At 37.0% G+C, this 900-nt stretch carries 1 pseudogene; it reads right to left on the bottom strand.

Annotation, left to right across the window (positions count from 1 at the left end):
- Nucleotides 1-900: pseudogene (locus AJ932_RS08535) on the bottom strand (conjugal transfer protein TraG); the annotation flags it as partial.

Here is a 900-nt window from a genome sequence, read left to right as displayed (position 1 = left end):
TCCCCTTGCAGCCATATTTTCAACAGCATTCACAGCAGAAGCCACATTTTCTTTATTAACTACGCCACCATAATTTTCATTGATATAGCCTTGAACGATAGAAGCTCCACCATCATAACCCACTGAATTATTAAGTGTTTTAGCTTCATTATAGCTATCCATAGAACTTTTAATACTAGCAGAATTTGTAACATTTCCTGTTTTAAGAAGATTGCTGAATGAAGCACTTGCATCTCTATTTTTACCAATTTCATTAGAAATACTTTCGTTAAAGGTTTTATTAAAGGTTTCTTTTTGATCTTTGCTTAGTTTTTGATACCAAGCTTCAGATTCTACTGAATTTGTAGTTAAACTACCTCCTATTTGACCACTTGCTTGAGCATTTGCTTGATTTCCCCCTTTATCACCGCCTTTGCCACCAAAGCCAAGATTAAAACCACCACTAAGATTACCGCCAATACTTCCACTCATCATATCTTTATAAGCTTGCGATACATCCACACCTGTTGCTTTAGAATAAGCATCAGCTAAAGCATGTTGTGTTGCTTTGGTGATAGTATTTCTATCGTTTTCTGATAAGGCTAAGCTATCTCCTTTTCCGCTAGCAACTTCTAAAGCTCTTTGAGATAGGTTAGAATTTTGAATCGCATCACTTAGAGCGTGCGCTCTTGTTTCTAAATTGCTTGCAGTCATACCAGCATTTAATCCTTTAATAGAAGCATTACCTATAGAACCATTAGCATTGATTACAGCGGAACTTCCAGTCATATTATCTTTAACTAATTCGCCACCATGTTGCATATCTCTTGTTCCCATAAAACTTCTACCACCTGCACCAAACGAAGATTGAAGAGTATTATAACCTGCACCCACAGCCCAAACTTCATCTCCTCTAGGAGC

Source organism: Campylobacter sp. BCW_6873 (assembly GCF_001762365.1).
Taxonomy (GTDB): domain Bacteria; phylum Campylobacterota; class Campylobacteria; order Campylobacterales; family Campylobacteraceae; genus Campylobacter_D; species Campylobacter_D jejuni.
This window is presented reverse-complemented; position numbering and strand designations above follow the sequence as displayed.